This window comes from Streptomyces sp. NPDC055140 (assembly GCF_053607285.1).
This window is the reverse complement of the sequence record NZ_JBSGTG010000021.1, coordinates 188,380-195,749: the sequence shown is the minus strand read 5'-3', so window position 1 is coordinate 195,749 and position 7,370 is coordinate 188,380. Positions and strand designations below refer to the sequence as shown.

The following is a 7,370-nucleotide window of genomic DNA, read 5'->3' as shown; positions in this document are numbered from 1 at the left end:
TGCTTCTCCACCGCGCGTGCGGAGCCGGCGTGCGTGGCCTCGTCGATCCGGCGCTGCAGGTCCGCGAGCTTCCCCGCGGTCGTGTGGATGTCGATTTCGTTCACTGATTGCTCCACCGGGGCTGACTGGTCATCGGAATGATCGGACGGATCGAAAGGGACAGGAGGAAGGATCAGAACGTGTCGTGGGGGACGTGAACGCCCCACACGTCGCGAAGCGCGTGGGAGACCTCGCCGACCGTGGCCCGCAGGCGCAAGGCCTCGCGCATCGGGGGCAGGACGTTGTCGGTGCCGCGCGCCGCGTCGCGCAGCGCTTCGAGGGCTCGCTCGACGGCGTCGTTGTCACGGTCCTTGCGCAGGGCCGCGAGGCGTTCGCACTGGTCGATCTCGATCTGGGGGTCGACCCGCAGCGGCTCGTACGGTTCTTCCTCGTCGAGGGCGTACTTGTTGACGCCGACCACGGTGCGTTCCTGGTGGTCGATCTCCAGCGCGATCCGGTACGCGGACTTCTCGATCTCGGACTTCTGGAAGCCCTGCTCGATCGCCGCCACCGCGCCGCCGCGGTCCTCGACGGCCTGGATCAGCTCGAGGGCCGCCGCCTCGACGTCGTCCGTCATCGACTCCATGACGTAGGACCCGGCGAACGGGTCGACGGTCTTGGTCACGTCGGTCTCGTAGGCGATGACCTGCTGTGTGCGCAGGGCGAGCCGCGCCGCCTTCTGCGTGGGCAGGGCGATGGCCTCGTCGTAGGAGTTGGTGTGCAGGGACTGCGTCCCGCCGAGGACCGCGCCGAGGCCCTGAAGGGCGACCCGTACGAGGTTGACCTCGGGCTGCTGCGCGGTCAGCTGTACCCCGGCGGTCTGGGTGTGGAAGCGCAGCATCTGCGACTTGGGGTTCTTGGCCTTGAACTCGTCGCGCATGATGCGGGCCCAGATACGGCGGGCGGCACGGAACTTGGCGATTTCCTCGAGGAGCGTGGTCCGGGCGACGAAGAAGAACGACAGGCGCGGCGCGAAGTCGTCGACGTCGAGGCCGGCGGCGATCGCGGCGCGCACGTACTCCTTCGCGTTGGCGAGGGTGAAGGCGATCTCCTGCGCGGGCGTGGCACCCGCCTCGGCCATGTGGTAGCCCGAGATGGAGATCGTGTTCCAGCGGGCCAGCTCCTTGTGGCAGTACGCGAAGACGTCGCTGATCAGCCGGAGGGACTGCTTCGGCGGGAAGATGTATGTGCCGCGGGCGATGTACTCCTTGAGTACGTCGTTCTGGATGGTGCCGGTCAGCTGGTCACCGGAGATGCCCTGCTCGTCCGCGACGAGTTGGTAGAGCAGGAGCAGCGTCGAGGCGGGGGCGTTGATCGTCATCGACGTGGACACCTTGTCCAGCGGCAGGCCCTGGAACAGCGTGCGCATGTCCTCGATCGAGTCGATGGCCACGCCGACCTTGCCCACTTCGCCGCGGGCGATCGACTCGTCGGAGTCGTAGCCCATCTGCGTCGGCAGGTCGAAGGCGACGCTCAGGCCGCCCGTGCCTGCGCCGACCAGCTCGTGGTAGCGCTCGTTGGACTCCTTCGCCGTGCCGAACCCGGCGTACTGCCGCATCGTCCACGGCCGGCCGGTGTACATCGACGGATACACGCCACGCGTGTACGGAAACTTTCCCGGGGCGCCCAGCTTGGCGTCCGCGTCGAAAGCCGTCAGCGACCAGCCGTCGTAGAGCGGCTGGATGGGCAAACCGGACTCGCTCTGTGCCACGGAACCCACGCCGGGCCTCCTTCGGTACTCGATGTCCTATTGACGGTACTCAGTACCATCGACTCAGGCAAGTGGCTTCCGGGCACCGATACAGGGAAGGATGGGCGGCCATGAGTGAGGATGGGTGGTCATGAGTAAGCCAGCCGCGCGGATCCGCCTCGCGGACTCCGCCTTCGCGCTCTTCGACGAGCGCGGATACGAGCAGACCACCGTCGACGAGATCGCCGAGCGGGCCGGAGTGGGGCGTACGACGTTCTTCCGGCACTACCGGTCGAAGGAAGACGTGATCTTCCCCGACCATGACCGGCTGCTCGCGCTGATCAAGGACAGGCTGGACACCTCCAGTCACAGCACGGGCTTGATCGCCGTGTCCGACGCGGTCCGGCTGGTGCTGCTGCACTACATCGACGAGGGTGACCTCGCGCGGCGGCGGTACAGGCTGACCAGCAAGATCGCGGTCCTGAGGGACCGGGAGATCGCCAGCGTGGCCAGGTACCAGCGACTGTTCCGCGAGTTCATCGCGGAGTGGATGGGTGATCCCACGGAGTCGGCGTCGCTGCGGGCCGAACTGATGGCGGCGGCCGTGGTCGCGGCCCACAACCACGTACTGCGCCGCTGGCTCCGGGGCGAGACCTCCGACCCGGTGGCCGAAATGGACGAGGCGATGCGCGAAGTGCTCGCGCTCTTCCCCGCGCCCTCCGACACCGGTGATCCCGGTGACGGCGGCACCACCGTCGTGGCCTTCCGGACCGGCCAGGACCTCGACGCGCTGCTCCCCTCGCTGAGGCGACTCGTCGAGGACGGCGCGGGACGCTGATCGCTCGCGGAGCGTGGGGGATTTCCCCCAACTCGATGGTCTGGCCTGTCGGATGGTGACGTGGGCGGGCCACCGGTGAAGCTTGCGGCATGGACACCAACGGCGACACCAAGACCAACATGACGAGCAGGCGCCGCGTGCTGGCCGCGTCCGCGCTCGGCCTCGCCTGGGCTGCGACGGGCGGACCCGGCGCGACAGCGACTGCGGTGGCAGTGGACAGTACGCCCCGCACGGCACGTATGAAACTGCCCGCGCCGACCGGGCCGTACGGCGTGGGGACGGTGTCGCTGCGCCTGGTGGACCGGCGGCGTGCGGATCCATGGGTGGCCGGTCGCAGGCGTGAGCTGATGGTGGATGTGCGGTATCCGGCCCGCTCGGTCGACTCGCACCCGCGCGTGCTGCAGATGACGCAGGGGGAGGCGGCCGGCTTCGACCGGGTGAACAACTTCGGCGACCTGCCGAAGGGCCGCATCGACTGGAGTGGGACGGAGACCTTCGCCCATCTCGGTGCGCCGCCGGACCGGCGCGGCCCGCGGCCGGTGGTGCTGTACTCGCCGGGAGTGGGCGACCCGCGCACCCTGGGCACGACGTTGACGGACGAGCTGGCGTCGCACGGGTACGTAGTAGTGGCGATCGACCACACCTACGACGCGTCGGCGGTGGAGTTCCCCGGTGGGCGGGTGGAGACGACTCTGCTTCCGCAGGAGTTCGAACGGGCGCAGAAGGAAGGGCCCGCGGCGGTCGTCGCCCTGATGCAGAAGACCTGTGCGGTACGGGTGGCCGATACGCGCTTCGTACTGGACGAGGTGGAGCGGGCGTTCGCCACGGGCCGCCTGGAGCGCACGCCCATCGGCATGTTCGGGCAGTCGGCGGGAGGCTTCGCGGTGCTGCAGACGATGCATGACGACGAGCGGATCACTGCGGCAGCGAATCTGGACGGGGTGCTCGCCTACGTAGCGGACGACCATGACGAGGGGGAGCTTTCCTCGGTGGCCCGCGACGGGGTGGACGGGCCATTCCTCCTGATGGGCATGGACGGCGACGACCGCACGAACGTGCCGTCCTGGCGCTCGCTGTGGGAGTACAGCGACGGCTGGCACCGGGACCTGGTCCTGCGGGGCGCCCAGCATGCGACGTATACCGATGCGACGTCGCTGATCCCGCAGATCGCCCGGCAGTTGGGGCTGCCGAAGGAGACGGTGACCGGCCTGGTGGGGACGGTGCCGACGGCGCGGGCGATCGCCGCGCAGCGGGCGTATGTGACCGCGTTCTTCGACCGCTGGCTTCGTGGGCGCACAGGCGGTCACTTCCTGGACGGTCCTTCGTCGAAGTATCCGGAGGTGCGGTTCGTGTAGGACGCGGGGGCGCAAGGGTTGTGGGTGTTTCATGGTGTTCGCGGCAAGTGTCTGGGCGCGGGCGTCCGACTGTGTAGGTGAAGCGGGTTCCGCGGGTCAATACCTGCGGGTCAATACCTCAGGGGATGTGGTGTCGGCGACACCTTGACGGACCCCGGCGCGGTGCGTCCTGGGATGCGTGTGTGAACTTGCCGGCCCGACGGGGTCCGTGCAGGCTCTGCCGAAGGTGCCCTTGCCGCGATGAGTTCCGGCCGGGTCCCGAGTCTGTTCTGGTGACCGTCGTGCAACACCGTATGACGCTGCCCGGCAAGAGACCCCACGGAGGACACCATGACGACCACGCCGAGTGACCCGGCCGCCGAGCTGCCCGGCCGCCCGCCCATCGTCGACCTGGCCATCTGGCAGGCCGCCCGTGACGAGCTGCTGGTCCGCGAGAAGGCCCACACCCGCGAGGGCGATGCCATCGCCGCGGCCCGCCGCCGGCTGCCGATGGTGGAGTTCGACGGCAAGGTCGAGGTCGTCGGACCCGACGGCCCGGTCCCGTTCCTGGACCTGTTCCAGGGCCGCGACGAGCTCGTCGTCTACAAGCACATGTGGTACGACGGCGCACCGCCCCAGGGGCAGTGCGAGGGCTGCACCACCACGGCCTGGTCCATGAAGGACGCCGTCTACCTCAACACCCGCGGTGTCTCGTTCGCCATCCTGACGACGGGCCCCTGGGATGAGGTGGCCTCCTTCGTCGAGTTCATGGGCTACACCCAGCCCTGGTACTCGGTGCGTGACGTGGAGGGGCCTGCAGGCGGACAAATGGGTTACGTCACCTGCTTCCTGCGCGACGGCGACCGCGTGTTCCTCACCTTCTCCACGACGGGCCGTGGCAACGAGCCGGTCAACGGGTCCCTCGGCCTGCTCGACATGACGCCCTACGGCCGCCGAGAGGGGTGGGAGGACAACCCCGAGGGCTGGCCCGAGGCCGCCGAAGCCGGCTCACCGGTGGGTGGGCATGGCGCGCCGATCTGCTGGTACTGGCGCTCGGACGCGGACGGTAACGCCACCTGGGGCCCGACCAGCCGCCCCGCGCCGCAATGGACCCGCCCCGACGCGACCCCCGTAGAGACGCTCGGGCGTCACGGCCGGCACCACTGACGCGCCTTCGCCCGACGGGGTGGGGCGACCCGCAGCGCCTCCACCCCGTGGCCCGCCTCATCGCCTACGTCGGCTGGGTCGGCCCCGACCGAAGGGAAGGTCACCCCACGTCCGGCAGTTGGCCGTCTCCGGGAGGCGGCGCCGGTTCCTGGCGCCGGGCCATCCGCTTGTTCTCGTCCCGCAGTGTCGTCAGCCACGGCCACAGATCGGGAAGCCTCTGCGCGGCGCAGGCCAGCCGATGCTCGATCCGGCACCGCTGCGTCCCGTCCACGGGACACACGCCGTACATCGCCACCCGGCCGTCGGACAGCTCGATCCACCGATGCTCCGCCGGCACCAGATGTGCCGGCACCCGCATCTCCGGCTCCAGGAGCACCCAGTCGTGCTCGAGCGTGGCCACCCGATCCTGTGGCAGCCCGCACTGCGGACACCGGAACTGCCCGCCGCCGATCCTCGCGACCCCCCTGCCAGAACCCCTCATACTGCGAGCCTGCGGTCGACGGCGCGCCAACACACGTACGACTTAGGACGGGACACCTGCGCCCAGTGAGGCGTCACACGCCACACGAGGCGACACGCGCCACGTCAGGCCGCTCGTGCCCCAGGAGGCGAGGCCGGACAGGCGCCATAGACAGGCAGCGTCAGAAGCGCACGCCCCCGTTGGAACCAAACGCAACCGAGATGATCGGATGCGAAGCAGTCCGAGAACCTCGCGGCCGCGACGAAGCGGGAACGGCTCTGGACCGACAAGGTCCTGTCCCAGGTCGCGCGTACCGTCGGCGCTCGCATGTCGTATTGACCCCGCTCGACCCCATCGATCCGCGCGAGACAGCCGGCTACCGGCTCCTCGCGCGGATCGGCGAGGGAGGCATGGGCACCGTGTACCTCTCGCACACGCGGGGCGGGCAACCCGTGGCTTTCAAGGTGATCCGACGCGAGTACGGCCAGGACCCCGACTTCCGGCGCCGATTCGAGCAGGAGGTGCGGGCCGCCCGCCGGGTGCAGGGCTACCACCTCGTACCGGTCGTCGACCACGACACCGCGGGCGCACTTCCCTGGATCGCCTCGGCATTCGTGCCCGGCCTCTCGCTCGCCGACGCCCTCGCCGCGTACGGGCCGCTGCCCCTGCCCGCCGTCTTCCAGCTGGTGGGTTGCACGGCCCGGGCCCTCGGCTCCATCCATGCGGCGGACGTCGTGCACCGGGACCTGAAGCCCGGCAACATCCTGCTCGGTTCGACCGGTCCCTACGTCATCGACTTCGGCATCGCGCAGGCGGCCGACGCCACCCAGCTCACCCGCAGCGGCGGGGTCATCGGCACGCCGCAGTACATGTCGCCCGAACACGCGCTGGGTGAACCGGTCACCGCGGCCACCGATCTGTTCTCGCTCGGCCTCATCGCGGCGGTCGCGGCGACCGGACGGCATCCGTACGGCGAGGGCGGCGCGACCGCCCTCGGGGTGCGCATCGCCAACACCGAGCGCACGCCCCCGGACTTGGGCGGCTACCCGGCGCCCGTGCGGACGTTGCTGGAGCGCTGTCTCACCGCCGAACCCGCGGCCCGCATCACGACGGACGAACTCGCCGAGTTGTGCGAGCGGGAGGCCGGTCGGCCACTGCGCACGTTCGACAGCTGGCTGTCGGCGCCGCTCATGGAGCGCATCGCACACCGGGAGGCGGCTGCCGCACGGCCCCCGACGCCCACACCGACACCCACGGCCACGCCCACCCAGCCGGATGCCGCCGCGCACCTGGCCGGCCAGCCCACCGTGTCCGCTCCGCCGCCCCCGTCGACACCCCCGCCCGGCCCCGCTCATGCGCCGTGGTCGACGAACATGCCCTCGCCCTCGCCCGCCAAGCGCACCCGCACTCCGCTGCTGGCCGTCGGCGTCGTCGCCGTGGCCCTAGCCGTGATCGTCACGTGGGCGATCGCGAGGCCCGACGGCGGTACGGAGGGCGCAAGCGGCACCGGCGCGGACGGTAAGCACGCCGGCACCCCAACCGCCACCTCGTCACCGTCGACCTCGTCCTCTCCCTCGCCGGAGGACGCGTACACGCTCGTCTTCAAGGACAAGCCCCTCACCCTGCGGGCTCCGGCCTACAACACCGGCACACACGTGGACCTGGACGCGCCGAAACTGTTTGTGAATGTGCGCCCGAGTTCCCCCGCACGCGGTGCCCGTGGGCACCTCCCCAGTGGCCCTGCGTTGTGCATCGATGGGTCCCTGTCACCTCTACGGGTGAAGAGTGAGGGAACCTCGGAATTTGTGAGCCTTCTTCTAGCAGCCTGAGATTCCTTACTGT

The 7,370-nt window shown here is 69.8% G+C and carries 6 protein-coding genes; 4 read left to right on the top strand and 2 right to left on the bottom strand.

Going from position 1 to position 7,370, the window contains the following annotated elements:
• Positions 1 to 172: 172 nt before the first annotated feature.
• The gene (locus ACWFR4_RS33530; RefSeq protein ID WP_453655862.1) at positions 173 to 1,759 is read right to left on the bottom strand and encodes an acyl-CoA mutase large subunit family protein; all 1,587 of its coding nucleotides are present in this window, start codon (positions 1,757 to 1,759) and stop codon (positions 173 to 175) included.
• A gap of 121 nt (positions 1,760 to 1,880) precedes the next feature.
• Between ACWFR4_RS33530 and ACWFR4_RS33525 the strand changes: the two genes are divergently transcribed.
• The 3 genes from ACWFR4_RS33525 (at position 1,881) to ACWFR4_RS33515 (ending at position 5,068) form a co-directional block, all read left to right on the top strand.
• Positions 1,881 to 2,567 carry a TetR/AcrR family transcriptional regulator gene (locus tag ACWFR4_RS33525; protein ID WP_453655861.1) on the top strand — a complete coding sequence of 229 codons (687 nt, stop codon included), beginning with the start codon at positions 1,881 to 1,883 and terminating at the stop codon, positions 2,565 to 2,567.
• 89 nt (positions 2,568 to 2,656) lie between these two features.
• Positions 2,657 to 3,922 (top strand): alpha/beta hydrolase family protein, encoded by a 1,266-nt coding sequence (locus ACWFR4_RS33520; RefSeq protein WP_453655860.1) that lies wholly within the window; start codon positions 2,657 to 2,659, stop codon positions 3,920 to 3,922.
• 330 nt (positions 3,923 to 4,252) lie between these two features.
• Complete coding sequence (locus ACWFR4_RS33515; protein WP_453655859.1) at positions 4,253 to 5,068, top strand: DUF899 family protein; 816 nt, start codon at positions 4,253 to 4,255, stop codon at positions 5,066 to 5,068.
• Positions 5,069 to 5,168: 100 nt separating this feature from the next.
• On the opposite strand, the gene ACWFR4_RS33510 is transcribed toward ACWFR4_RS33515, so the two are convergent.
• Positions 5,169 to 5,549, bottom strand: coding sequence for a DUF6083 domain-containing protein (locus ACWFR4_RS33510; RefSeq protein WP_453655858.1), 381 nt, complete (start codon positions 5,547 to 5,549; stop codon positions 5,169 to 5,171).
• A gap of 389 nt (positions 5,550 to 5,938) precedes the next feature.
• Here ACWFR4_RS33510 and ACWFR4_RS33505 point away from each other — a divergent pair, with 389 nt between their 5' ends.
• Positions 5,939 to 7,357 carry a serine/threonine-protein kinase gene (locus ACWFR4_RS33505; protein WP_453655868.1) on the top strand — a complete coding sequence of 473 codons (1,419 nt, stop codon included), beginning with the start codon at positions 5,939 to 5,941 and terminating at the stop codon, positions 7,355 to 7,357.
• The last annotated feature ends 13 nt before the right edge of the window (positions 7,358 to 7,370 follow it).

Bases quoted from the DNA above. Each gene is read 5' to 3' on its own strand.
- ACWFR4_RS33505 (WP_453655868.1), top strand. From the start codon at position 5,939: ATGGGCACCGTGTACCTCTCGCACACGCGGGGCGGGCAACCCGTGGCT.
- ACWFR4_RS33515 (WP_453655859.1), top strand. From the start codon at position 4,253: ATGACGACCACGCCGAGTGACCCGGCCGCCGAGCTGCCCGGCCGCCCG.
- ACWFR4_RS33520 (WP_453655860.1), top strand. From the start codon at position 2,657: ATGGACACCAACGGCGACACCAAGACCAACATGACGAGCAGGCGCCGC.
- ACWFR4_RS33525 (WP_453655861.1), top strand. From the start codon at position 1,881: ATGAGTAAGCCAGCCGCGCGGATCCGCCTCGCGGACTCCGCCTTCGCG.
- ACWFR4_RS33510 (WP_453655858.1), bottom strand. From the start codon at position 5,549: ATGAGGGGTTCTGGCAGGGGGGTCGCGAGGATCGGCGGCGGGCAGTTC.